Raw genomic sequence first — 23,939 nt, 5'->3', positions numbered from 1 at the left:
CGGCCGCTAATATGTTGCCTTTGAAAACGACTGGCTTAGGCCGCGCGGCGTGCCGGAGCGGTGATCGTCTGAGCTGCACTGCCGACACGGAAGCCGTGGATGAGGCCGAGCAGTTCGTCGGTATCGGCCGCCAGCGTTTCCGCCGATGCCGTCGTTTCCTCGGCCATCGCCGCATTCTGCTGCGTTGCCGTGTCGAGCTGGTTCATCGAGGACGATATCGAGCGCAGCGTCGTGTCCTGCTCCGAGGCGCTGTGGGCGATCTTGGCGACGATCTCGTTGGCAGCCTTGATCTGATCCGAGATGCGCTTGAGCGCTTCCCCTGCCTCGCCGACAAGGCGGACGCCCTGATCGACCTGGCTGGAAGAACGGGCGATCTGATCCTTGATCTCCTTGGCTGCAGCGGCGGAGCGCTGAGCCAGCTCGCGGACTTCCTGGGCGACCACCGCAAAGCCCTTGCCGGATTCGCCGGCGCGTGCAGCTTCGACACCGGCATTCAGCGCCAGCAGGTTCGTCTGAAAGGCGATATCGTCGATGACTCCGATGATCTTGCCAATCTCGTCGGACGATTTTTCGATGCCGCTCATCGCTTCGATCGCTTCGGTGACGACCGCATCGCTGCGGTTCGCTTCGGTGCTGACGGCGTGTACGCGCTTGGCGGCCTCGTGCGCGCCTTCCGCCGTCTGGCGGACGGCGACGGTCAGTTCGTCAAGAGCGGCCGAGGTTTCCTCCAGACTCGCGGCCTGGCGCTCGGTGCGCTGCGACAGTTCGTTCGAGGCGCGGCGGATTTCCTCCTTCGCCATGCCGATATCACCGCCCTTGGCGCTGACCTTGGCCATCGCGGCTTCGAGATGCGAAAGCGCGTCGTTGAAGTTGTCGCGAAGGGCGGCGTATTTCTGGCCAATATCGCCGCAGCGAACCGTCAGATCGCCGCGGGCAATCAGTTCCAGTGCCTCGCCGATCGTGGAGACGACGCCTGCCTGCATCCGGGCTTCTTCCTGCTGCAGGCGGAGATTGTTTTCGCGCTCGGCACGCAGTGCCAATTCCTGCTCGGCCTGATGCAGGGCCAGCGCCTGCCTTTCGCGGATTTTTTCCTGAAGCGCCTTCGTAGCCTTGGCCATCATGCCCACTTCATTACCCATATCGGCGTGGGGGATAGCAACCGACACATCCTCGTCGGCGACGGCCTTCAGGGCTGTGTGGACATCTGAAAGCGGCCTGGAAATACCGCGGATGACGAAATAGGCAGCCGCGATCGCAAGGATGAAAAGGACGAGACTGCTGATGAGCGCCGTCATGATCCTGCCGCGCACTTGCACATCGAGATCGTCCATGTAGACGCCGGTGACAACCACGACCTTCCATGGCGCGAAGTCGAGCGCATAGGCGGTCTTCCGGAAAGTCGCATCCTTGGGCTCGCCTGGCTTGCTCGCATAGTAATCCGTCATACCGCCGCCGCTTTGGCCGAGCTTGACGAGTTCCTCGCGATACAAGTGGTTCTTGACATCCGGCTGGCCCTTCACGTTCTGGCCGACCTTGGTCTTGTCGTAGTGAAAGACGATGGTGATGTCGTAGTCATAGGCAAAAAAGTAACCGTCTGGATTATACTTCATGCCGGTGAGCGTGGCGTACGCCTGCTTCTTCGCGTCGTCCAGCGTCAGTTCGCCAGCTTCGACCCTGGACTGATAGAGCTTAAGGACGGAGACGGCGGATTCCACTTCCGTGCGCAGCATTTCGTAACGCTCGTTGTAGATGCCGTCGGCAGACGATTTGAGTTGCAGGCTGGTGGCGATCGCAAAGGCAATCATCAGGCCCGTCACCAGCAATATCAGTTGTTTTGAAATCTTTAGGTTTTTCATGAATGTCTCGCGAAAAATGGTGAATTTGCAACACCGGATCGGTCAACTCCCGTCCCTTCGCGCGTGTCACCACGCACGTTCAGCAAGCGCAATCATGCTCACTCCGGTCCTCCGTAAGTAAAATTATTGTGAATGGCTGAATGATTACTTAACGCTTCTGTGATTGCTGAAGATCAACAGTGCCAAATCTGAGTCATGCTTTCTTGCACAATTTGCTCAGGTTGCATGAGTACTTTGCAATTCAATTAAAAAAGAATGCGCCCCTGCTTCTCTTCAGGAGCGCATTCAGTCCGCCAAAGAGGCGGAACCCCGAACGATCAAAACTTTGATCGGGTCAGGGGCAGGGAACTTTGGAAATTACATCCGCAGCTTGAAGCCGGAAACGTCGAGCGGCGCGGTTTGTTCCATCGAGACGGACATGCCGGCAACAACAGGCTTCGCATCGCCTCCGATCACGGAGGTCGTTGCCGTGGGGTCGATGCCCTCGGCGGGAACGGTTTCCTTGAAGGCTGCAATGACTTCGGGCGTTGCCTTGGTCACGAAAACGACGGGCGAGCCGCCCATCCAGCCTTCGGTGCGGTAGAGCTTCGGCTCTCCTGCCACATCGCGGAGCGCGCTTTCCTGGATTGCGCCGGGCGGCAGCGCCGGCACCGTGTAGTCCTTCTTACGCTCGGTCGATTGCAGCGGCGGGCAGCTAGCGCAGGTCTCAGTCACGATGCTTTCGCCGCCGGTGCGCGGCGTCTTGCCGATCACCTCGATCGACGAGGCCATCGCCGAACCGGCTGCCAGAAGAATTGCCGCACCGAGAATGAATTGACGCATGGAAGCTGCTCCGACTTACTATGGGAGCAGAATAGAGCGCCTTTATTTCCATCCCGTCAGGGGAAAGGGTAAAAATTTAGAGAACTGACCCGATTTTGGGCCGGAGATTAAGCTTTTTCGCGCTCGATCGCCCGCCAGCCGATATCGCGGCGGCAAAAGCCGTTTTCCCATTCCACCTTGTCGACCAAGGCATAGGCGCGGTTCTGCGCCTCGCCGACGGTTCTGCCGGTGGCGGTCACGTTCAGCACGCGGCCGCCGGTGGCGACAAGTTCGCCGCCCTTTAATGACGTGCCGGCATGGAACACTTTCGCGCCGTCGCCTGCCTCCGGCAACGAGACGATCGGCGTGTTCTTCTCGTAGGAGCCAGGATAGCCCTTGGAGGCCATCACGACGGTCAGCGCCGGATCGTCGCTCCACTCGGCCATGACTTTGTCGAGGGTGCCCTCAGCGGCTGCCAGCAGCAGCGGCAGCAGATCGCTCTTCAGCCGCATCATGAGCACCTGGCACTCGGGATCGCCGAAACGGACATTGTATTCGATCAGTTCCGGGCCTTTTGCGGTGATCATCAGTCCGGCGAAGAACACACCGGAGAAGGGGTACCCGCTTTCGGCCATGCCACGGATCGTCGGCTCGATGATTTCCTTCATCGTCCGCTCGATCATTTCGGCAGTCATCACCGGCGCCGGCGAATAGGCGCCCATGCCGCCGGTATTGACGCCGGTATCGCCCTCGCCCACCCGCTTGTGGTCCTGGACGGTTGCCAGCGGCAGCGCGTTCCGGCCGTCACACAGGCAGAAGAAGCTTGCCTCCTCGCCGTCGAGATAAGCCTCGACGACCACCTCGGCACCGGCTGCGCCGAACGCGCCTTCGAAACAATCGTCAACGGCGGCAAGTGCCTCCTCAACAGTCATCGCCACCGTCACGCCCTTGCCGGCGGCAAGACCATCAGCCTTGACGACGATCGGGGCACCCTGTTCGCGAATATAGGCTTTTGCTTTCGGGGCGTTGTTGAAGCGTTGGTAGGCGCCCGTCGGGATGTTGTAGCGGGCACAGATATCTTTGGTGAAGCCCTTGGAACCTTCGAGCTGGGCCGCGGCAGCGGAAGGGCCGAAAACCTTCAAGCCATAGGCACGCAGGCGGTCGGCAAGGCCTGCAACCAGCGGCGCCTCGGGGCCGACGACGACGAAGTCGATCGCTTTTTCCCGGCAGAAGGCGGCGACCGCCTCGTGATCCTCGACATTCAGGGAAACGAGTGCTGCGTGCTCGGCAATACCCGGGTTGCCCGGCGTGGCATAGAATTCCGTCAACAGCGGCGATTGCGCCAGCTTCCAGGCAAGCGCATGCTCGCGTCCGCCCGAACCGATCAACAGAACCTTCATACCCGATCCTTTCCCGTTTCCGTCTGGCGGTTAAGGGGCCAAGAGCGAAAGGTCAAGTGTTGGTGGCGAGTGGGAGGGCTTAATCGCCTGCGATATACCGCGCGGCCCCCTTATCCGGCCCTTCAGGCCGCCTTCTCCCCGGCGGGAGAAGGCGGCGGCAGCCGGATGAGGGGCTGCCAAGCCGCCGCGCGTCTTTTACCAGCCGCCGCCTCCGCCGCCTCCCCCGCCACCACCGGAGGAGCCACCGCCGCCGGAAAAACCGGAAGAGGAACTGGAGGGTGGCGGCGAGGGAATGGTCGAGGCGATGGTCGACGCCATCGACGACGAGAAGCCGCCGATGCGATCGGAGAAGCTGCCGCTGCTGAAGTTGCCAGAATACCAGGACGGTGCATAGGCCGCGGCCGCACCGGCAGCAGCCGCCGCGAGCCAGGTTTCGAACGTGCGGGTCCAGGGCTTCTCGACACCGAGCGCAACCGCATAGGGCAGCAGCTTCTCGAAATGTTGCGGCGACATTTCCGGCGCACCGGCCATGTTCATCCGGTCCTTCTCGGCAAGCGTCAGATACTGGCGAAGGCCGTCGATGCCATCCATCATCTTCGAGCCGAGCGGCGTCGGCGCACCCATGATGAAGACATAGAGCAGATTGAGCAGCACGATGCCGCCGACGGCAAAGAGCATTGGTGTCTCGTGGAATTCCAAGAGCGTGGAGAAAAGCGCCAGACCCAGCGATGAAATGATGCTGAAACCGACGAAGACAGCGAAGGCGATCGCGATCACCGCGACGATCTTGCCGCCCAAGGCCCCGCCGGGGCGGATCGATCTTGCAAAGCCTGCCACGAAGATGGCAACGAAGACGGAAACGACGATCGGGATGATCATAAGCGCGATCGTATCAGGCTCCAGCGTGCCGAAAACGAAGAGAGCGACGAGTGCTGCGACGCTGAGCGCGATGCCGCCTGCGGTATAGGCGGTGTTGGAATTATAGTATTTGCCGCGATGCTCCCGCTCGATCGAAGAGCGGAAGCTTTGGCCGACCGACTTCACACGTTCGCCGTTTGCCTTGTCGATCGTCAGTGATCCCTTGTTGCCGACGGCGTTCAGGAGGCTGGTATCGCCGGCTTCCAGCTTCTCTTTACCCGCCGGCTTTTCCGTGCGGCGCACAATGATCGATTGCTTGAGGTCTTCAAGAACGACATAGCCGCGAACCGCAAGGTTCAGTGCCGTTGCCGAAAGCGCCGTCCAGCCCCCGCCGGAAAAGCCCCTGTTGTCGATATAATTGACGAGCGCAGGCGAGATGCCGTCCGGGGCGTCCCAGCGCGGCACAAGGACGCCGCGGGAAGGATCGCGCCCGACCTTCAACCAGGCGCGGGTGTAGTAGAGGAAAACAAGGACGAGGCCGCCGAAGCCGATGAAATAGTCCCGGTTGTCGCTCAACCACCATCGCTGCCGATCTTCGGCGCTCGGCGGATCGATCGCACCCTTCGGAAACTTGACAGCGATCGTCAGGCCCTCGTTGGCATTGAGCGGCTTGGTTGTCGAGAAAATCGGTCGAGTGTCGCTGCCCGAGATGCGGGCATTCTTGTCCGTCGCGCCAAACGGGCCGGTGAAGAAATTCGTATCTATTGCGCTAACACCATCCGGTAGAGTCACGGTCGCAGTCGCGGCCATGATCGGAAAGATCCAGCCATTGCCGGTGACGTTCCAGTAAAGCTCGTCGTGATCTTCGAAATACCGGATCTGGCGATTGGTGGTGTAGGTGAAGGCATATTGATGGCGGCCGGGCGGAAGCATGACGTCTTCCGACCCAGCATAGATGCGGATGCCGCCGGAAATGGATTCCGTCTTCCACGGCTCGTCATTTCCGTCGCGCTTCACCGAGACGACGTCGAAGTCGACGGTGCGGCGGCGGTCCTCTTCATCGACGAACGTCAGCGGAAAGTCGCGGAAGATGCCGCGCCTGATACGGTCACCTTCGGCATTGACGGTGATCGTCTCCGTCACCGTCATCGCGCCGCTCTTTTCGAGCTTTATATCCGATGCGAAGGAGTTGATGACCTCCGCAGCACTTCCCCTGTGCGCGACAAACGCCAGAAACAGAATGAAGCAAAGGCCGAAAAGCCGCCGGATCATCATACCTCGCCCCCGCCGGCGGCGCGCTGCCGCCTCAGAAAATGTCAGCCCTCGTTCGCATATCTGACGCCCAGTCCCGCCAGCGTCCGCCAATAGGCAGGAAACGTCTTGCCGACGCAATCCGGATTAAGGATCGTGATACCGTCGATCTTCAGCCCGGCAAGCGCGAAGCTCATGGCGATGCGGTGGTCGGCGAAGGTGTCGATCTCGGCGGGAAGGTGCTTTCCGGCCAGCGACGGATCGGATTGAACGATGAGATCATCGCCTTCCTCGCGCGCCAGATCCGAGCGGATCTGCGTCAGGCCGGTCGATAGCGCGCGGATGCGGTCGCATTCCTTAACGCGCAGATTGGCGATGCCGACGAAGCGGACGGGCGTCCCGTTGAACGCTGCGAGCACGGCGAGCGTCGGGACAGCATCCTGCATCTGCGAGCCGTCGATTTCGGCCGGCAGGTGCGGGAATTTGGCGATCATATCGTAAGCCTTAGCGTCCGGCTGCGTGAAAGCGCCATTCGGAACGCCGAGGTCGATGGAGCCGCTGGTCAGGACTTCGGCCGCCCAGAGATAGGTTGCAGCCGACGCATCCGGCTCGATGACGAAATCGGCTGCGGAGTAACCGGTCGGCTCGACGCGCCAGACGACCGGGCTGGTCTTCTCGACACTTGCGCCGAAGGCGCGCATCGCCGCCGCGGTGAGATCGATGTAGCCGAGTGCGCCGATATCCTCACCGAGGAGTTCGATATCGACCGGACGGTCGCCGCCGGCCGCCATCATCAGCAGCGCGGACACATACTGGCTGGAGAGACCGCCATCGATCCCGATTCGGCTCGCCTCGAAGCGGCCGGTGCCATTCACCACCACCGGCGGGCAGCCGGTTTCGGCCGTCGCATCAATGCCGAGCGACCGCAGCGCGTCGACCAACGGGCCGATCGGGCGCTTGCGCATATGCTGGTCGCCGTCGATAACGACAGTGCCATCAACGAGCGCCGCAGCGGCCGTCAGGAAGCGCGTCGCCGTGCCCGCATTGCCGAGGAAGAGCGGTGCCTTCGGCGGCAGCAGCTTGCCGCTTCCGGTGACAACGAAGCTGGTATCGTTCGGCTCATCGATGGAGACCCCCATGGCGCGCAGGGCATCGGCCATATAGCGCGTGTCATCGCTCTTCAGGGCGCCGGTCAAGCGGCTGGTGCCCTTTGCGAGGCCCGCCAGAAGCAATGCGCGGTTGGTGATCGACTTCGAACCGGGCGGCACGGCGCGCCCAACGAGCGGCGCCTTAACCGGGATGATGCTGAGTTTCTTGTCCTTGCTCATGACGCCTGTCTATTCCGTCCACTGCGCTGGCCGCACTGCGGCCTTAACCGGCCCTGCTCATAGCAGCTTTTGCGCAAAGGCAAACGCCCATATCAGAATTTGACGGCCGGAACGGCGCGGTCGGCCTCGTTGGTGATCTCGAAATATTCCCGCTTCTGGAAACCGAACTGCCCGGCGACCAGATTGGACGGGAAGCTCTCGACCTTCACGTTGAGATCACGGGCAGCACCGTTGTAATACCGGCGAGCCATCTGGATTTCGCTCTCCATGGTTTCGAGCGAGGCCTGAAGCTCGGAGAAGTTTTCGTTCGCCTTGAGGTCCGGATAGGCTTCCGCCAGCGCCAGAACGCGGCCTAGCGCCTGGCCGAGAAGGCCTTCCGCCTGCGCCCTGCCCGCAACATCGCCTGCCGGCACCGCCTGCGCCTTGTTGCGCAGCTCGACGACCTCTTCCAGCGTGCTCTTTTCGTGGGTGGCGTAACCCTTGACCGTTTCAATGAGGTTCGGGATCAGATCTGCACGGCGCTTCAGCTGCACATCAATGCCGGACCATGCTTCCTCAGCCATCTGCCGAGCGCGGACGAGACCGTTGTAGACAAAGACAAGATAAAGCGCGATCAGAGCGATCGCACCGAGAAGGATATACATCGCGAATCCCCCGCAACGGCGCAAATGTTGGTTGGAGACTATGCGGCTTCGGCCGGATTGTCATCCCGCATTTCCGCTACTTCTCCGACAAATTCCACCATAACTAGTGAAATTTCGCGATATCGCGCGCGGAGAACGGGCTGTATCTTTCTGTTACGCGACTGGTTGCGGCATACTTGAAACTCATGACGAGGAACAGTCAGACAATGAGCACAGCAATCTTCTTATTGAGCCTGTCGGCGATCGCATCTCTTGTCGTCTTCCGGAACACCCCGCGGCCGGCACCCCGGCGCGTTATTATCCGGTCCAACAACCGCCACTGAGCGGTATTTTCAGGCGGCGGCGCTCGCGATATTCACGCCACCCGCATCCGTCAGCAGGAAGGCTTCGCCGCAGGCCTTGGCGAGCGTGCGCACCCGCAGAATGTAACTCTGACGTTCGGTGACCGAGATCACGCCGCGCGCATCCAGCAGATTGAAGACGTGGCTTGCTTTGATGCATTGGTCGTAGGCCGGAAAGACGCATTTATGCAGCCGCTGATTGTCGCCGTCGCCCGGAGCACCGGCTGCGAGAAGCGCCTGGCATTCCTTCTCCGCATCGATGAAATGGCGATGCAGCATCTCGGTGTTGGCGAACTCAAAGTTGTGGCGCGAATATTCCTGTTCGGCCTGCAGGAAGACTTCGCCATAGCTGATCTTCTCGTCGCCTTCGCGGCCGTTGAAATTCAGGTCGTAGACGTTGTCGACAGCCTGCACATACATCGCCAGACGCTCGAGACCATAGGTCAACTCGCCGGCGACCGGCGAGCATTCGATGCCGCAAACCTGCTGGAAGTAGGTGAACTGCGAGACTTCCATGCCGTCGCACCAGCACTCCCACCCAAGCCCCCAGGCGCCAAGCGTCGGGCTTTCCCAATCGTCCTCGACAAAGCGAATGTCGTGCAGCAACGGATCGAGACCGATCGCCGCCAACGAGCCAAGATAGAGTTCCTGCAGATTCGGCGGGTTCGGCTTCAGGATGACCTGATACTGATAATAGTGCTGCAGACGGTTCGGGTTCTCGCCATAGCGGCCATCCGAAGGGCGGCGCGACGGCTGGACATAGGCAGCCTTCCACGGCTTCGGGCCGAGAGCGCGCAGCGTCGTCGCCGGATGGAACGTACCGGCGCCGACTTCCATGTCGTAAGGCTGCAGGACCGCACAACCCTTGTCCGCCCAGTAGTTATGAAGCGTCAGGATCAGCGCCTGGAACGAGCGCTTCGGGTTCATATGGTCGGGGATCGATGCAGACATGGACGGCTTCCGAATTCGTACGAAAAGTGCGCGGACAGGTGCCACGGCAGGCGATAGGGGTCAAGGCTTTTGCGGAAATGCCCGTGACGCCAAGCCTACTCATCCTCCCGCTTCACACGATACTCGCCGGTCGCCGGGTCTTTGACCAGCGTGCCGACGGCGCCAGTCTGGCGTTCCTTTTCGGCACGGCGGGATTTTTCCTGCAGGCGCTTGGCATCGGAGATGAAGCGGCGGTAGAGCCACCAGGCGGCGCCGACCAGGATTATGATTGTTATAAGCTGCGCCATCTCCCTTCGCTTCTCCTCTCAGAGCCCGTAGCGGCCCCACAATGCTCTTTCTTCCGCCGCTTCGACAAGTCCTGCTGCGAAACCTGTTGCCACGCCATCAAACGAGATGGGCGATACACCTGGCACCCGCCGGCCAAAAAGGCTGCGGGCGGCGGTGACGAGCTGCAACCTAGTCTTCGGGCCGTAGCGCCTTTTCAACTCCTGGCGCATGTCGCCCAGGCTGTCGACGAGGCCAAGTTCAAGCCCGCGCGTGCCGCTCCAGAATAGGCCGGAAAAGACGGTTTCGTCACCCTTCAATTTGCCGGCGCGGCGTTCGCGCACCATGGCGATGAAGACCTCGTGGATCTCGAGCTGAAGGCTTTTCAGATATTCGATGTCCTTCTCCTTTTCAGGCTGGAAGGGATCGAGGATCACCTTGTTTTCACCGGCGGTATAGACGCGGCGCTCGACGCCGATCTTCTTGAGGAGTTCGGGAAACCCGAAGCCGCCGGAGACAACGCCGATCGAACCGACGATAGAGGTTGGGTCGGCAATGATTTCATCGCCGGCAAGGGCAATCATATAACCTCCAGAGGCCGCCACATCTTCGATGAAGACCAGCACCTTCTTCTGCTTCTCACGGGCAAGCTCGCGGATGCGCGTGAAGATGAGCCGCGACTGGACCGGCGAGCCGCCAGGCGAATTGACGGCGATGGCGACAGCAGGAGCATCCTTGTCAGAGAAGGCTTTTTCCAGCACAGGCGCGACATTGGCGAGATTGAGCATCGGGCGGAACTGGCCGCCGCCGCTCATGATTGCACCCTGGAGCCTGACGACCGGGATAACCACCCCTTCCTTGCGGAAACGCTTCGGCACCAGTCTTCTCAAAAATCCGGCCATTTCAAATCCTTCTCGCTCTCGAGGTCGCAATCCATGTATGCAATGGAACGGCAAACGCAATGGCCCCCTTCCCAAGGTGCATCTGATTTTTCATTTTGCGAATGACTTGCATTATCATTCTAATCGGGCATATTGCGGACATTGGCACCAAAAGCGGAAATCACATGGATGTTTTGAAGCGTACTCCAAAAGGCGGTTGGCGGCACGACCGCGAAGAAGCCTCGCTTTCAGACGTTTATCGCACGATAGGAACAGGCCGCCCGGGATCGAAACTCCGGCGGATTGCCGCCTTTGCCGGCCCCGGCTACATGGTCGCGGTCGGCTATATGGATCCCGGAAACTGGGCGACGTCACTCGCCGGCGGCTCGAAATTCGGCTATACGCTACTCACGGTCGCGTTGCTTTCGAACCTCATGGCGATCGTGCTGCAATCGCTTTGCGCCCGGCTTGCCATCGCCTCCGGCCGCGATCTGGCGCAGGCCTGCCGGGACGCTTTCCCAAAATTCGTTTCCGTGCCGCTCTGGGCTTTTGCGGAAATCGCCATCATCGCGACCGACATCGCCGAGGTGATCGGCACGGCGATCGGCCTCAACCTGATTTTCGGGATCCCGCTGGAACTCGGCGTGCTGATCACGGCACTCGACGTTTTCCTCATTCTCTATCTGCAAAAGCTCGGCTTCCGCTGGATCGAAGCCTTCATCATCACGCTGCTCGGCGTCATTGCGCTTTGCTTCGGCGTGCAGATATTCCTGGCTGATCCGCAGTGGGGCGCTGTCATCAAGGGCTTCTTCCCGACGACGGAAATCATCAGCAATCCGGAAATGCTTTATCTGGCGCTCGGCATTCTCGGCGCGACCGTGATGCCGCATAATCTCTACCTGCATTCCGGCATCGTGCAGACCCGCGCCTACGGTCATACCGTGCCGGAAAAGCGGGAGGCGCTCACGTATGCGACGATCGACTCGACCTTCGCGCTCTGCTTTGCCCTGCTGATCAACGCCTCGATCCTGATCCTGGCGGCAGCCGCGTTCAACGCCCACGGCCGGACGGATATTGTCGAACTCGGCGAGGCGCATTCGCTGCTCTCACCGCTGCTTGGGCTTGCGATCGCGCCGACGCTTTTCGGTATCGCGCTGCTCTGCTGCGGCCTGAATTCGACCGTGACGGCAACGCTTGCGGGCCAGATCGTCATGGAAGGCTTCCTGAAGATCAAACTCCAGCCATGGGTTCGTCGTCTGATCACCCGCGCCATCGCGATCGTGCCGGCAGCCATCGTGACGATCTGGTACGGCAATCAGGGCACGGCACAATTGCTGATCCTGACGCAGGTCGTACTCAGCCTGCAGCTTTCTTTCGCCGTCTTCCCGCTGGTGATGTTCACCGCCAGCAAGGCAAAGATGGGCGAACTCGTCGCGCCCCGCTGGCTGAGCGCCATTGCCTACGTGATTGCAATCGTCATCGCTGGACTGAATATCAAGCTGCTTATCGATTTCGTGACCGGCTAAGCCTCGCATAGGCCGCGCGGCCATTGTTCAGATCATCGACGAAGGGGGAGAACTTATGTGTTCCCTCTTCGTGCATGATGAGCGGTGTGCGCAATGAAAGCCGCGCCCGCGAGCCCTTGATCGCCGTCACCAGGATTCGGACGGCATTCTCGCCCTCGCGCGGGTGGATGGCGGTAATCTCTATGCCGCCGAATCGCCGGCCGCAGGCGGTGATGACCTCGGCGATCGATTGCGGCCGCGCAATCAGCGACAATTGCCCTCCAGGGATCATGATCGCGCAGGCGGTACGAATCCAGCCTTCGAAAAGATCATCCGTCATCGCGTGCGCCTCGGCCTTCAGGGCATCCGGCGTCCGCCGGTCGCCTGCGTCGTTGAAAGGCGGGTTCATGATGACGTGATGGAAGACCTCATCGGCAAGGCCCGCATCGTTTCGCGCCTTCGCCGTCAAGGTGACATCTGCCTCGACGACCGAAACGCGGCCTGCCATATGGGCGTTTTCGGGTAAGGCAATGCTGCGCCGGGCGTAATCGGCCATTTCCGCAGAGCGCTCGAACAGCACAGCTTCCGCCTTCGGCAGCCGGGAAAGCACGGCTAACCCTGCAGCACCGGCGCCAGCACCGAGATCGGCGACCTTTATCGAGCGGTCGTCGGCGACGAGGGCGGCCAGCAGCATGGCATCCATGCCCGAACGGTGCCCCCTGCCCTTCGGCTGGACGACGTGGAAGCGGCCGCGATGGAAGGCATCGATCGTGTCGGAAGCGCCGTTCATGGCCGCGTCATTTCGACGTGCGGAGTTCACCGGCGAGGCCGGCATCCGTCAGGATGCGGCGGGCCTGATCGGCCCGCTCCTCCTCGACAAGCAGACGGCGCGGCAGCATGCCGAGCGAGCCTTCGAGAATGCTCATTCCCTGATCCGCGACAAAGCAATGAATCCCCGCATCCTCCAGCAGACTCTGCGCATAGGACAATAGAACAGGGTCATTGGCGCGGATAAGTTCATGCATTTGCGGTCATTTCCATTTCAATTCTGTGTTGCGCGACAATTCACCCCTTGCCGCTTCAATCGCCCCTTTCTATTGTCAATCCCAAAGAATGAACAGGAGTCCGGGTCGTTGGGCGTGGTCATACCGCTTGAAGAAAGCAAAAACAAACTGGCATCCGTCAAGCCCCTAGTCGATTTGACCCGGGCGGACATGGAGCGGGTCAACCAGCTTATCCTTTCGAAGGCCGGTTCCAACGTGCAGATGATCCCGGAGGTCGCAAACCACCTGATCTCTTCCGGCGGCAAGCGCCTGCGCCCGATGCTGACGCTCGCCTCGGCCTGTCTCTTCGACTACAGGGGCGAGAACCACGTCAAGCTCGCAACCAGCGTCGAGTTCATGCACACGGCAACGCTGCTGCATGACGACGTCGTTGATGAAAGCGATCTTCGCCGCGGCAAATCGACAGCGCGCACGATCTGGGGCAACCAGGCAAGCGTTCTCGTCGGCGACTTCCTGCTCGGCCAAGCCTTCCGCATGATGGTGGATGTCGGCTCGCTGGATGCGCTCGACGTCCTTTCGTCCGCCGCCTGCGTCATCGCAGAAGGCGAGGTGCTGCAGCTTTCCGTCGCCAAGAACATGGAGACGACGGAGGACGACTATCTTTCCGTCATCCGCGCCAAGACGGCAGCACTGTTTGCCGCTGCTGCCGAAGTCGGCCCGATCGTCGCGGACGCCGGCAAATCCGGCCGCAACGCGATGAAATCCTACGGCATGAACCTCGGCCTTGCCTTCCAGCTCGTCGATGACGCGCTGGACTATGGCGGCAAGGCTGCGGATCTCGGCAAGAATGTCGGCGACGACTTCCGCGAAGGCAAGATCACGCTTCCGGTCATCCTTGCCTATCGCCGTGGAACGCAGGTCGAGCGGGCCTTTTGGCGCGATGCAATCGAGGGCGGCGACAGCACGGATGCCAACCTGGAAAAAGCCCTCGGCCTCATTACTAAATACGGCACGCTGAGCGACACGATTGCCCGGGCGGTCCATTATGGCACGATCGCCCGCGACGCACTGGCGCCGCTTCCCGAAACAGCCTGGAAATCGGCCCTCATGGAAGTGATCGACTTCTGCATCGAGCGGGTCAACTGATCAAAGGTCCTTGATCGCGGGCTGATTTTCTTGCGGGGCCGCTTCAAAAAAGCCATCCTATTGTGAATCAGTCATAACAACTGATTTCGCAGCCGGCCGGATGAATCGGTTGCCCTGATGAAAGGTTTTCTAATGCGGCAGAGATATGCCATCCGTCTTCTTTCGAGCGCAGCCCTTGCAGCGGTCCTTTCGCTCGGCGCGCTTGGTGGCGTGAATGCCGAAGAAGCGGCCAAGACGGATGATGCCAGCAAGAACGTGATCTTCGACCCGGATACGGTCGGTACTTTCGCAGGCGCATTCCTCGCTGCCCGCACGGCCGATGTCGACCATGATTACAAGACGGCGATCGAGCTCTACAAGAAGGCCCTGCAGATCGAACCGGGCAACCCGGAGATCCGCCAGCGCCTGATGATCTCGCTGCTTTTGAACGGCAACATCGAAGATGGCGTGAAATATGCCAACGACCTGAAGAAGGACCCGTCCGTCGAGCGCATCACCACCGTCGTGCGCAGCATGGATGCGATGCGCCGCGGCGAGTTCAAGACCGCCGAAGCGATCCTGAAATATGACGGCCCGAACGACCTCGACCGCATGATGAACGACCTGTTGCTCGCCTGGGCGCGCGCCGGCGCCGGCCGGAACAAGGAAGCGCTGTCGATGGTCGAGAAGATGAAGGGCCCGGAATGGTTCGGCATCTTCCAGAACTATCATGCGGGCGCGATTGCGATTGTGACCGGCAATGTGACGGCCGCGCGCAAGCATCTGAACGACGCGGTTCTGGACAAGGACGGCGGCGCGACCGCGCCCGATACCTTCATGCGCTCGGTCATGGCGCTTGCCCGCCTCGAAGCATCGCAGGGCAACAAGCAGAAGGCACTCGACGCGATCTCGGTCGGCGACAACATGCTGCCCAACTATGCTCCGCTGAATGCGCTGCGCCAGAGCATCGAGAAGGGCGAAAAGCCGGAACAGCAGGTGCGCACCGCAGCCCAGGGTGCTGCCGCCGTGCTTTTCTCTATCGGCAGCGCGCTGAACCGCGACGGCGCCGAGGACATCGTCTCGCTCTATCTGCAGACCGCCAATACGCTTGACCCGAAAAGCGCCGATACGCTGGTCCTCCTCGGCGGCATCGCCGAAAAACAGGAGCAGACGGACCGCGCAATCGAATTCTATAGGCGCGTGCCGGAAAACTCGCCGATGCGCCGCATCTCGGAGCTTCAGCTCGGCCTTGCCTTGGCACAGGGCGGCAAAACGGACGAGGCCCGCAAGCATCTCAAGGCGCTGATCGATTCCGACCCGAAAGACGTCCGCTCCTATCTCGCTTATGGCAGCGTGCTTTCCGACGCCAAGGACTACGCGGAAATGGCGGAGAACTACGACAAGGCGGCGGAGGTGATCGGCCCGCTGCCGCGCCGCGCCGACTGGACGGTCTTCTTCCAGCGCGGCATCGCCTATGAACGCCTGAAGAAGTGGGACCAGGCGGAGCCGAACTTCCGCAAAGCGCTCGACCTCAACCCGGATCAGCCGCAGGTTCTGAACTATCTCGGCTATTCCTGGATCGACATGAACCGCAACCTCGACGAAGGCCTGACGATGATCAAGAAGGCCGTCGACCTGCGTCCGGACGACGGCTACATCATCGACTCGCTCGGCTGGGCCTATTACCGCCTGAACCGCTACGACGATGCCGTTGCCGAACTGGAGAAGGCCGCCGAGATCAAGGCTGGCGACGCGACGATCAACGACCATTTGGGCGACGCCTACTGGCGCGTTGGACGCAAGCTCGAGGCCGTCTATCAGTGGAACCGGGCGCTGGGCTCGGAGCCGGAAGAGAGTGAGATTCCGAGGATCAAGGACAAGATCGCCAACGGCCTGACGACGCAAAACGACGACGCCAAGGCTGCGGACAAGAAGCAGCCGGATCCGGCGCCTGTTACGCCGCCGCCGGCCGATAAGAAGTCCTGACGAGCCATGCCTGATGCGGGCATGAGCACCGGCTTCGCGGTTACCGAAGATGCTCTTGCGAAAATCAATCTGGCCCTGCATGTGACGGGCCAGAGAGCCGATGGCTATCACCTGCTGGACATGCTGGTGACCTTTGCCGGCCATGGTGACAGGCTGGGCTTTTGCACTTCGCCGTCGGACGGATTCACGATCAGCGGACGGTTCGGTTCCGCTCTCGGCATCGATTCGCGCAGCAATCTGGTGCTCAAGGCACGCGACATGCTTCGGCAGGCAGCGCTGGCGCAGGGCGACCATGCACCGCCGGTTCATATCCATCTCGAAAAGAACCTGCCGATCGCCTCCGGTATCGGCGGCGGCTCCGCGGATGCGGCAGCCGCCCTTCGCGGCCTCATGCGGCTTTGGAACCTCCGCCTGCCCGGCGGTAGGCTGTCGGCCATCGCTCTTGGGCTCGGCGCCGACGTTCCCATGTGCCTTGCAAACCGGCCGCTGATTGCGCGCGGGATCGGCGAAGAGATCGAACCCGTTTCGCTGCCCTCCTTGGCGATCGTGCTTGCCAATCCGCTGAAGGCGGTCTCGACGCCCGAAATATTCCGGCTGCTGACGGCGAAGAACAATCCACCGCTTGCCCTGCGCGGCGGCGACTGGCTGGCGGCGATCGAGGCCAGCCGGAACGATCTCGAGCCGCCGGCCCGCGAACTTGTTCCCGAGATCGAAGACGTCTCAGCGGCATTGAAGAGCGCAGGCGCAAGACTTGTCCGCATGTCCGGCTCCGGTGCGACGTGCTTCGGCATTTTCGGCTCAACTAAAGCGGCTGAGGCTGCCGCGGCAAAGCTTCACAGCGAACGGCCGGACTGGTATTTCCAGGCGACGGAAACGCTCTCGGGAGGCAGGTGATGGCAGGTATCGATGAACAGCGGCCGTTCATTCCTGTCGGCATTGCCGTGCTGACCGTTTCGGACACGCGCACGCTGGAGAACGACAAATCCGGCGACACGCTTGTGGCGCGGATCGCCGCGGCCGGCCACAGGCTGATGGACCGCGCCATCGTGCGCGACGACAAGGCAGCCATCGCGGCCCGGGTCAACGCCTGGACGGAGACCGACGGCATCGACGTCGTGATCACCACCGGCGGCACCGGCTTCACGGGCCGCGACGTGACGCCCGAAGCGCTGGAGCCGCTGTTCGAGAAGCGCATGGACGGCTTCTCGGAGGTCTTCCACCGCATTTCCTATGACAAGATCGGTACCTCGACGATCCAATCGCGGGCGACGGCGGGGGTCGCCAAGGCGACCTTCATCTTCGTACTGCCCGGCTCGCCCGGCGCCTGCAAGGATGCCTGGGACGGCATCTTGAAGGCGCAGTTGGACTACCGCCACATGCCCTGTAATTTCGTGGAGATCATGCCGCGGCTCGATGAGCATCTGAGGCGCGGTGCGGCGAAATAGAAAAAGCATTGCCCTCGCCGCGCCAAGGGCAACACTTGCGTTCGCTATGTATGCAGGCCCGGCAGAGCGGGTATCGTTTCCCAGCTATCACCCGACAGCAGCAAGCAGCTGACGCCGTGAACGTCCGTTATGATGAGCGTCCAGGTACCGCTTTCGGCGGCATAGACTTCAAGAATGGCGTTCTGGTTGATCAGACCGACTGCCGTGAGCTTTTCGGCAAAGTTCTTGTCCAGGAAACTGACGACTTCGGATCGGCCTGCGCAACTGCGCATCATCTGCGATGCTGCCGAATGCGGATGCGCGATGATCAATGTCGTCAATATGAGGGCGAGCGGGCCGCGGATCATATTGCGTTTCATGACGCACCTCCTTCCACCGGAAAACCGGCAGAAGAGGAGACTTCCGCTGTGACCTGTTCTGCCGTCTACCGGCATTCCATGGTCGACCGCCATAAAGCGGCGCGCTCGGGCGGCGCCACGAGCAAATTATAGCGCGAAATCGTATCGGGCGCCATTTTTTTGCGCATTCATCGAAACGGCAATGACTACCGTGCGGCGCGGGCGACCCAGGAAGGAATCAGCTCGCTGGAAAGCTTGCGCAGCTTCTGTCCCGTTGCGAATTCCGAAAGGCGCATTCCGCTTCTTGCGGCGGCGATCGCCTGCTTCTTCGGCAGGAGAAGACCGAGTTCCAGAGGCGGCGGCGAACGGCCGACCCTCTGAAAGAACGGGCGTCTGTATCCGCGCGAGGCGGTGAAGCGCGCCGGCACCTTGTTCAGGGCGACATATTCGGCGATCTCATCTATCCAGCCGGTCTGCGGCCGCGCGCCGGGCTCCACGAAAAGCAGCCACTCGCCGCGGGCCGAGCGCAATATGTCTTTGATATCCCACTGTGAATGGAACCGGCATCCAGCCGCATCGGCCACGCTGGACGTGCCATCGCGCGAGCCGTGGTCGAGCACGACCACGTCGCTTACAAGCCCTTCGACTGCACCCGCCACCAGCACCGATAAAGTCTGCGCCAGCTCGGGTTCCTGATCCTGGCACTCAAGAACGACCGTCAACATTGCCTGTTTATAAAGCGCCGCACAAAAATTTGCCAGCGCCACTTTCCTCATTTTGTTCTTGCATTGTTCTCATTTCCACGATAGGAATTTAATCATCGAGACGGACGAAGGCAATGGCCTTGGTCGCGGGAGAATCCGATGAACAAACAGTCCCTTGCAGGGCAGGCCGCGTTTGCGCCTGCCAATACGGCGGATGTTGCCGAAGCGATGATCACCTCTTCCGGCCTTCGCATCGAGGTCGACCGGCGCCGCGGCCGTGCGGCCGGACTGAACCCCAGTGGGCGCTTCGAGCCGACGCGCCGCGAGACTTTCGACGACGGCTGGCAAACGCTGGAAGAACTGCCGCCGTTCAAGACCGAAGTGCAGATCGAAAAGCCGCGCACGGCAATTACTCGCAATGAGTCGCCGGACATTCCCTTCGACCGTTCGATCAATCCCTATCGCGGCTGCGAGCATGGCTGCATTTACTGCTTCGCCCGGCCGACGCACGCCTATATGGGCCTTTCGGCGGGCCTTGATTTCGAAGCCAGGCTGTTCGCCAAGCCGGATGCGCCCAAGCTTCTGGAGCGGGAGCTTGCGAAGCCTGGCTACAAGCCGCGGGTGATCGCGATCGGCACCAATACCGATCCATATCAGCCGATCGAGAAGGAATGGCGCATCATGCGGCAGATCCTCGAGGTGCTGAACAAGGCGAATCATCCAGTCTCGATCGTCACAAAGTCGGCGCTGATCCTGCGAGACATCGATATTCTCAAGGAGATGGCTGCCAAGGGCATTGTGCGCGCATCACTTTCACTGACCACGCTCGACCGCAAGCTCGCGCGCACGATGGAACCGCGCGCAGCAACGCCGCCGCGGCGCCTGGAGGCAATCCAGGCCCTGAGCGAAGCGGGCATTCCGACCTCGGTGATGGCCGCCCCCATGATCCCCGCGCTCAACGATCACGAGCTGGAACGCATTCTCGACGCGGCGAAAGCTGCCGGTGCGCTAGAGGCGGGCTACGTCATCCTGCGTCTGCCGCTGGAAGTCGCTCCGCTCTTCCGTGATTGGCTGCTACAGAACTATCCGGACCGCTACCGGCACGTCATGTCGCTGGTGCGCTCAATGCGCGGCGGCAAGGACTATGACGCGGACTTCGGCAAGCGCATGAAAGGCGTCGGCCCCTATGCCTGGCAGATCGCCCGGCGCTTCGAGATGGCGACGAAAAGGCTCGGCATGACGAGGCGCAGCATGCCGCTTCGCGATGATCTCTTCGTACCACCGGACGGCAGCGGCGTGCAGCTTTCGCTGCTTTAGCCGCCCGTCCGACCGCCGGCGTTCCCTCAGATCGCCCAGCATAACGAGTTACCCCCCGCAGGAGGCCGCCGCCCTGGCCTCTTGCAGCCGCGAACGGCTCCCCTGCCCGTTTGCGGTCTAAGCCCCCCGTACGCCGCCCTGATCCGGGGGCTTGCAGGAAATCGGGTTGGTGTGCGAGGTTCAGCCGCATGAAACCTCGCACGCCACCCGATTCTCCTCTGCTTTTCGAAGAGGTGCCGCTCGTTCCGGACTTCAAGCTGGAATTGAAGGCGCGAAAGGCCGGCCACTGGCCGGTCGCAGGCGCCGATGAAGCAGGGCGCGGCCCTCTGGCCGGGCCTGTCGTCGCCGCCGCCGTCATCCTCGATCCCAGGCGTATCCCGGACGGGCTGAACGATTCCAAGCAGCTTTCGGCGCAGCGGCGTGAAGAGCTCTTCGTCCAGATCCTCGCAACCGCGACGGTTTCCATCGCGTCGTCCAGCTCCACCCGCATCGACCTCACGGATATCCGCAAGGCGAGCCTAGACGCCATGCGCCGGGCGATCTGCGGCCTTGCTATCCCCGCAAGCTATGTGCTGACCGACGGCCTCGACGTGCCGCCGGGCCTCGAGTGCCCAGGGCAGGCCGTCGTCAAGGGCGACGCGCGCTCGGTCTCGATCGCCGCGGCCTCGATCGTTGCCAAGGTGACGCGTGACCGGATGATGGCGCGCGTACATCTCGTCTTTCCCGACTACGGCTTTGCCGCGCATGTAGGCTATGGCACGGCGCAGCACCGCGCCGGGATCGAGCAGCATGGCCCCTGCTCGCTGCACCGCATGAGCTTCCGGCCGTTGAAGAAGAACGGCACCGAAGGCGCCATGATGGACGAAATGTTGGAGGAGTAACTGCTGCCAGTGCGGAACTGGCTTGCGACAGAAACCTGCGTCCGGCTTCAAGAAGCGGCATCTTCCGCTCACCGTGATGATTGAAGCGGCCATTCAGGCCGCTTCAATGGAACCAGTAACCGCACCGACTCAGGTGCAGTCCCGGCGCACAGCTTACTGCTGCGTCGCGGGCGGCTGCTGTGCGGGCGCGGATTCCTGAAGCTTATCCTGAACTCTCTTCACGAGCGCCGGATCCTTCTGCGCGGCGGTTAGAATTGAGTTATATTCATCCAGTGATATCGGGGAGGCTTCCACGGCCTGAACCATTTGCTTGCTGGCCTCGGTCTGCAGCTGTTGCTTCGCTGCCGTGTCCTGTGTTGCTCCGATCTTGGCCGAGTATTCCTGCCGAACCTTGTCGACCTGGAGATAGGCGACCGCAAAGGCCTCGATCTTCTGATCGCTGACGGCCGCGGGTGCACCTTGGCTTCCTGTTTGTCCTTGTTGGGCCGGCTGCTCCGGAGCAGCCTGCTGTGCGGAGGCAGGGTTGCTGAGAAACATCAAGCTGAGAGCTGCAGCGGTCAACGATGCAACAGGGGTATATCGAGTGATCATATTCATTCCTCTGTGATGGCGTGGACGACGGCATACTGCCTTGGCCGCCGGTTAGGGTTGAGGAACGATCCGGCGACAGTGTGACTCTCAGACGTTTTCGGTGTGGCAATAGCAAGGCGATCTGCCGACCATCGAGCGGCAGCTTTATGGCAGGCTTTGCCGATTCGGCTTGCTGCCCGCCCAATCAAGTGGCCATGAGTCCGGCCGCGATTTGATCCCGATGCACACGGATGTAGCCGACATCATCGCGATAAAGCCGATGATGGCCCTGCTCGATATCCCTACGGTATTTTTCCGATCCCTGCGCTGCCTCCGCTTCCATGAAAGCGACGAGCCCCTTCAAACGCGCAATGACAAGATCGGGCAAAGCGGCGCGCTGATCGGCTGGTAGGCCGTAAGTGTCGAGGAAGTCCCGCGCCCGGCTGATCTGCTCTTCTATCGTGACGATGCGCTCTGCCGCGATATGCCTCGACAGAGGCGCCCACCGATAGACGGCATAAGCGATATCCCAGGTTCTTGGGCCGGGATGTGCAGCCTCGAAATCGATGATGCCTATCGCTTTGCCAGCATGTATGACAACGTTGTACGGTGCAAAATCGCCGTGACAGATGACTTCAAACGGCGGCTGCGGCTTCAGCTGCCAGATGCCTTCGGCGAGCGGCTGAAAGGACGCCGAGCAATCGTGGTAGATGCGCAGCAATCGCGCCGCAGAAGTCAGTACCGTGACCGAACGCATTTGGAGATTATCGAGGTCGCCGCTCTCACCCTCGATAAAAGTCACGCGCTCGAAATTCTCGTCATAGCCCGCCGATCGGGGCGCAGCATCGAAGCCGCCCTGCTCCACGTGCTCAAGCAAAGCGTGCACATTCGTAGTCCATGGACGCGTGGCACGCCATACAAGCCCGTCACGCAAGATCGGTCCGGGACCCGTCTCATCCGTCGGCATCGGCAACTCCAATGAAAGAACGCAAGGGGTAAAACACCACCGTTTGGCGGCTTTTCCTTGGGTTCTGTTATGTTTTGACCGGCCTTTTGACCGATCGAGTAAATCTCTTCCTTCCGTGCGACAGGGCATCTGCCGTTCGGTTCTTGAACCATTCTCCAATGCGTGACCTGATGCCTTAGCTTTGGTCACAGAGTGGCGTTCGGCTCCCGGTTTCCCATTCTCGAAGGAGCGCAGCCCAGACCTGCCGGGCTCGCTAGCTGCCGATCAGGACAACCGGGATCTCGTCGACGCGCCTTCCATGGGGCTTTCGCCGCGCCGCTCGTAAGCGCGCTGGTCACGCAGGATCTGGAAGGCGATCGTCAAAAGCTTGCGCGCGATGGCAACGCGCGCCTTGTTTACACCTCTGAACTTCAGATGCTCGTATTGGGCGCGAAGCTGCGGATCGCTGGCAATGGCCGGGGTCACCGCCTCGACGAAAGCCCAGCGCAGCCACTTGTTGCCCTGCTTGATGATCTTGCCGTGGAAGGTCTTGCCGCCGGAGGAATAGGTCGACGGCACCAGCCCGGCATAGGCGGCAAATTTTTTGGCATTGCGGAAGCGGCCGATATCATCGATCTCTGCATCGATCAGTCGGGCGAAGAACTCGCCGATGCCGGGGATCGTCTTCAACAGCTTGACATTAGCATTGGCCTTGGTCATCGCCCGGATCGTCGCCTCTGACTGCTTGATCCGTGCGTTGATGTCGTCGATGAACTCAAGGCCACGGTCGATCTGGACGCGGTCGATCTCTGAGACGTTGACCTGCGCCAGCTGGACGCGGCCGGCCTTGCCGAACAGGTCGCCGAGCTTCTCCAGCTGCGCCGTCTGCTCCGGATAGCGATCGAACACCGTGACGATGCGGTTCTTCGTCATCGTGCGCAGCCGCACGTAAAACATCCGCTCGCGCAGGGCGACCCGCAGTTCGCGGGCCTTGTGGTTCGGCGGCCCAGGCCTCCGGCACCAGATCGGCCCGCAGCAGATGCGCCAGCACCGTCGCATCGATCTTGTCGGTCTTGATCTTGGCGTCGGCAATCGCCTTGACCTTCAACGGATGGGCGAGAACGACATCATCACAAATGTCGTCGAGCCAGTCGTACATCACCATCCAGTTGCGGGTCGCCTCGACAACCGCATGCGAGTTCTCTCGGTAGCGTTCGAGAAACCCGCCGAGCAACTGGCGATCGTTCTTCACCCGGCCGGATCGTAGCGTCTTGCCGCTGCTGTCCTGAACCACCAGGTGGCTATAGGATTTGTGGTAGTCGACGCGGATATGGTATTCATAAGAGGCAGTCATGCTTCCAACTCCCTTATTGAGATCTTCGAAACCCCAATAGGATAAGCCGAAAGGCTCGAAGTGTGACTGTCCCTCGATCATCACCTGCATCTCAGTGATCCGGTCTCTCAGCGGGCGCGGCCTCTTTCATGCCATCTCCCTGGCAGCTGCACCGCCGCCAATAAAAAAGCCCCGTTGCCGGGGCTTTTC

22 protein-coding genes and 1 pseudogene are annotated in these 23,939 nt (G+C 61.1%); 7 read left to right on the top strand and 16 right to left on the bottom strand.

Annotation, left to right across the window (positions count from 1 at the left end):
• Window positions 1-35 precede the first annotated feature (35 nt).
• The 9 genes from N2599_RS02390 to N2599_RS02350 all read right to left on the bottom strand — a co-directional run bounded on the left by N2599_RS02390 (window position 36) and on the right by N2599_RS02350 (window position 10,596).
• The gene (locus N2599_RS02390) at window positions 36-1,856 is read right to left on the bottom strand and encodes a methyl-accepting chemotaxis protein (RefSeq protein ID WP_027507767.1); all 1,821 of its coding nucleotides are present in this window, start codon (window positions 1,854-1,856) and stop codon (window positions 36-38) included.
• Window positions 1,857-2,213: 357 nt separating this feature from the next.
• The gene (locus N2599_RS02385; protein WP_027507768.1) at window positions 2,214-2,678 is read right to left on the bottom strand and encodes a plant virulence effector HPE1-like domain-containing protein; all 465 of its coding nucleotides are present in this window, start codon (window positions 2,676-2,678) and stop codon (window positions 2,214-2,216) included.
• Between the two features lie 107 nt (window positions 2,679-2,785).
• Window positions 2,786-4,057, bottom strand: a complete 1,272-nt coding sequence (purD, locus tag N2599_RS02380) for a phosphoribosylamine--glycine ligase (protein WP_027507769.1) — start codon at window positions 4,055-4,057, stop codon at window positions 2,786-2,788.
• Between the two features lie 195 nt (window positions 4,058-4,252).
• Window positions 4,253-6,187, bottom strand: coding sequence for a DUF2207 domain-containing protein (locus tag N2599_RS02375; RefSeq protein ID WP_027507770.1), 1,935 nt, complete (start codon window positions 6,185-6,187; stop codon window positions 4,253-4,255).
• 44 nt (window positions 6,188-6,231) lie between these two features.
• Window positions 6,232-7,494, bottom strand: a complete 1,263-nt coding sequence (locus N2599_RS02370) for a 3-phosphoshikimate 1-carboxyvinyltransferase (protein ID WP_027507771.1) — start codon at window positions 7,492-7,494, stop codon at window positions 6,232-6,234.
• Window positions 7,495-7,586: 92 nt separating this feature from the next.
• Window positions 7,587-8,138: a LemA family protein gene (locus tag N2599_RS02365; protein ID WP_027507772.1), complete on the bottom strand. Its 552-nt coding sequence runs from the start codon at window positions 8,136-8,138 to the stop codon at window positions 7,587-7,589.
• A 332-nt stretch (window positions 8,139-8,470) separates the two neighbouring features.
• Window positions 8,471-9,430, bottom strand: coding sequence for a glycine--tRNA ligase subunit alpha (locus N2599_RS02360; RefSeq protein ID WP_027507773.1), 960 nt, complete (start codon window positions 9,428-9,430; stop codon window positions 8,471-8,473).
• 95 nt (window positions 9,431-9,525) lie between these two features.
• Window positions 9,526-9,717, bottom strand: a complete 192-nt coding sequence (locus tag N2599_RS02355) for a membrane protein (protein ID WP_027507774.1) — start codon at window positions 9,715-9,717, stop codon at window positions 9,526-9,528.
• An 18-nt stretch (window positions 9,718-9,735) separates the two neighbouring features.
• Entirely contained in the window at window positions 9,736-10,596 is an 861-nt protein-coding gene (locus N2599_RS02350; RefSeq protein ID WP_027507775.1) for a S49 family peptidase, read from the bottom strand.
• 164 nt (window positions 10,597-10,760) lie between these two features.
• Between N2599_RS02350 and N2599_RS02345 the strand changes: the two genes are divergently transcribed.
• Complete coding sequence (locus N2599_RS02345; RefSeq protein WP_027507776.1) at window positions 10,761-12,101, top strand: Nramp family divalent metal transporter; 1,341 nt, start codon at window positions 10,761-10,763, stop codon at window positions 12,099-12,101.
• On the opposite strand, the gene N2599_RS02340 is transcribed toward N2599_RS02345, so the two are convergent.
• Together N2599_RS02340 and N2599_RS02335 are read right to left on the bottom strand one after the other, a co-directional pair.
• A complete protein-coding gene (locus N2599_RS02340) occupies window positions 12,079-12,870 on the bottom strand; it encodes a tRNA1(Val) (adenine(37)-N6)-methyltransferase (protein WP_027507777.1) in 792 nt (263 codons plus the stop codon). The two genes, N2599_RS02345 and N2599_RS02340, sit on opposite strands and share 23 nt — an antisense overlap.
• A 7-nt stretch (window positions 12,871-12,877) precedes the next feature.
• Window positions 12,878-13,105, bottom strand: a complete 228-nt coding sequence (locus N2599_RS02335) for a putative signal transducing protein (RefSeq protein ID WP_027507778.1) — start codon at window positions 13,103-13,105, stop codon at window positions 12,878-12,880.
• 108 nt (window positions 13,106-13,213) lie between these two features.
• On the opposite strand from N2599_RS02335, the gene N2599_RS02330 reads away from it, so the two are divergent.
• The 4 genes from N2599_RS02330 (at window position 13,214) to moaB (ending at window position 17,640) form a co-directional block, all read left to right on the top strand.
• Window positions 13,214-14,230 carry a polyprenyl synthetase family protein gene (locus N2599_RS02330; RefSeq protein ID WP_027507779.1) on the top strand — a complete coding sequence of 339 codons (1,017 nt, stop codon included), beginning with the start codon at window positions 13,214-13,216 and terminating at the stop codon, window positions 14,228-14,230.
• 132 nt (window positions 14,231-14,362) lie between these two features.
• Complete coding sequence (locus tag N2599_RS02325; protein ID WP_027507780.1) at window positions 14,363-16,195, top strand: tetratricopeptide repeat protein; 1,833 nt, start codon at window positions 14,363-14,365, stop codon at window positions 16,193-16,195.
• Window positions 16,196-16,201: 6 nt separating this feature from the next.
• Window positions 16,202-17,089 carry a 4-(cytidine 5'-diphospho)-2-C-methyl-D-erythritol kinase gene (locus N2599_RS02320; protein ID WP_027507781.1) on the top strand — a complete coding sequence of 296 codons (888 nt, stop codon included), beginning with the start codon at window positions 16,202-16,204 and terminating at the stop codon, window positions 17,087-17,089.
• A complete protein-coding gene (gene moaB, locus N2599_RS02315) occupies window positions 17,089-17,640 on the top strand; it encodes a molybdenum cofactor biosynthesis protein B (protein ID WP_027507782.1) in 552 nt (183 codons plus the stop codon). The genes N2599_RS02320 and moaB overlap by 1 nt, the downstream gene beginning before the upstream one ends.
• 44 nt (window positions 17,641-17,684) lie before the next feature.
• Here the strand turns inward: moaB and N2599_RS02310 are convergent, their stop codons facing one another.
• Both N2599_RS02310 and N2599_RS02305 read right to left on the bottom strand, forming a co-directional pair.
• Window positions 17,685-17,999, bottom strand: coding sequence for a hypothetical protein (locus N2599_RS02310; protein ID WP_027507783.1), 315 nt, complete (start codon window positions 17,997-17,999; stop codon window positions 17,685-17,687).
• 185 nt (window positions 18,000-18,184) lie between these two features.
• Window positions 18,185-18,703 carry a glycosyltransferase family 2 protein gene (locus N2599_RS02305; RefSeq protein WP_027507784.1) on the bottom strand — a complete coding sequence of 173 codons (519 nt, stop codon included), beginning with the start codon at window positions 18,701-18,703 and terminating at the stop codon, window positions 18,185-18,187.
• Between the two features lie 138 nt (window positions 18,704-18,841).
• On the opposite strand from N2599_RS02305, the gene N2599_RS02300 reads away from it, so the two are divergent.
• Window positions 18,842-19,999: a PA0069 family radical SAM protein gene (locus N2599_RS02300; RefSeq protein ID WP_027507785.1), complete on the top strand. Its 1,158-nt coding sequence runs from the start codon at window positions 18,842-18,844 to the stop codon at window positions 19,997-19,999.
• A 188-nt stretch (window positions 20,000-20,187) separates the two neighbouring features.
• The gene (gene rnhB / locus N2599_RS02295; RefSeq protein ID WP_027507786.1) at window positions 20,188-20,880 is read left to right on the top strand and encodes a ribonuclease HII; all 693 of its coding nucleotides are present in this window, start codon (window positions 20,188-20,190) and stop codon (window positions 20,878-20,880) included.
• Between the two features lie 153 nt (window positions 20,881-21,033).
• Here the strand turns inward: rnhB and N2599_RS02290 are convergent, their stop codons facing one another.
• From N2599_RS02290 to N2599_RS02280, 3 genes and pseudogenes are all read right to left on the bottom strand, one after another.
• Entirely contained in the window at window positions 21,034-21,477 is a 444-nt protein-coding gene (locus tag N2599_RS02290; RefSeq protein WP_037140688.1) for a DUF4168 domain-containing protein, read from the bottom strand.
• A gap of 178 nt (window positions 21,478-21,655) precedes the next feature.
• Window positions 21,656-22,417, bottom strand: a complete 762-nt coding sequence (locus N2599_RS02285) for an aminoglycoside phosphotransferase family protein (protein ID WP_027507788.1) — start codon at window positions 22,415-22,417, stop codon at window positions 21,656-21,658.
• A gap of 264 nt (window positions 22,418-22,681) precedes the next feature.
• Window positions 22,682-23,750: pseudogene (locus tag N2599_RS02280) on the bottom strand (IS110 family RNA-guided transposase).
• Between the last annotated feature and the right edge of the window lie 189 nt (window positions 23,751-23,939).

The sequence above is a fragment of the Rhizobium sullae genome, assembly GCF_025200715.1.
GTDB classification, from domain to species: domain Bacteria; phylum Pseudomonadota; class Alphaproteobacteria; order Rhizobiales; family Rhizobiaceae; genus Rhizobium; species Rhizobium sullae.
The sequence above is the reverse complement of the archived record's forward strand: the minus strand, read 5'-3'. Positions and strand labels throughout refer to the sequence as shown.